At 26.2% G+C, this 638-nt stretch carries 2 protein-coding genes; one reads left to right on the forward strand and one right to left on the reverse strand.

Translation table 11 applies throughout. From position 1 onward, the window contains the following. Positions 1-254, reverse strand: a 254-nt coding sequence (locus tag CCO88_RS09870) for a Rha family transcriptional regulator (protein ID WP_002840926.1), incomplete at its 3' end; no start/stop codon positions are given. Between the two features lie 180 nt (positions 255-434). Here CCO88_RS09870 and CCO88_RS09875 point away from each other — a divergent pair. Continuing rightward, a partial coding sequence (locus CCO88_RS09875; protein ID WP_002840928.1) for a hypothetical protein occupies positions 435-638 on the forward strand: 204 nt, incomplete at its 3' end.

Raw genomic sequence — 638 nt, forward strand, 5'->3', positions numbered from 1 at the left:
CCCATCACTAAAAGAGAAAAAGCGTCGCGAGTGATTTTGTAGCAAGGTAAAATTCTACCCGTGCTATCAATATATTTACTCAGCTCAAAATTGAGCTTAGTAAAATTATCCTTTGGAAATTCATTTATTTTGCGTATAATATTTTTGTGGTTTTTATTGAATACTTCAGCCACGCTTAAAGAAGTGGTATATACTGCATTATCTACCACTTCCAACTCTACATCCACGCCATTAATTACAGCTAATTTTTCCATTTTTTACCTTTTTGTTTTGATTTACAAAAGTTAATTATTTTATAACTTTTATGCAGTGATTATACACTTTTTTATAATATATGTCAAGCATAAAATACATTTTTTTATAATTATTTTTTATTAAAAGTTAAATTTTTATGTATTTTTTGCTATAATAACTAAAACCAACAAGGATATTAAATGGATATAGAAACATTTGAAAAAAAATTAAATGAATTAGAGCTTACAAAAAAAGAATTTGCAAATATGGTCGGAGCTGTTTACAATGGTGTTATTAATTGGAATGCAAAAGGCGAAACACCTAAATGGGTTGATAGTTGGCTTATTAATTATGAAAAAGCAAAAGTTTTAGATGAAATTTCAAAATCTATAAAACCTTTTATA

The sequence above is a fragment of the Campylobacter coli LMG 9860 genome (genome assembly GCF_000254135.1).
In the GTDB taxonomy this organism is placed as follows: domain Bacteria; phylum Campylobacterota; class Campylobacteria; order Campylobacterales; family Campylobacteraceae; genus Campylobacter_D; species Campylobacter_D coli.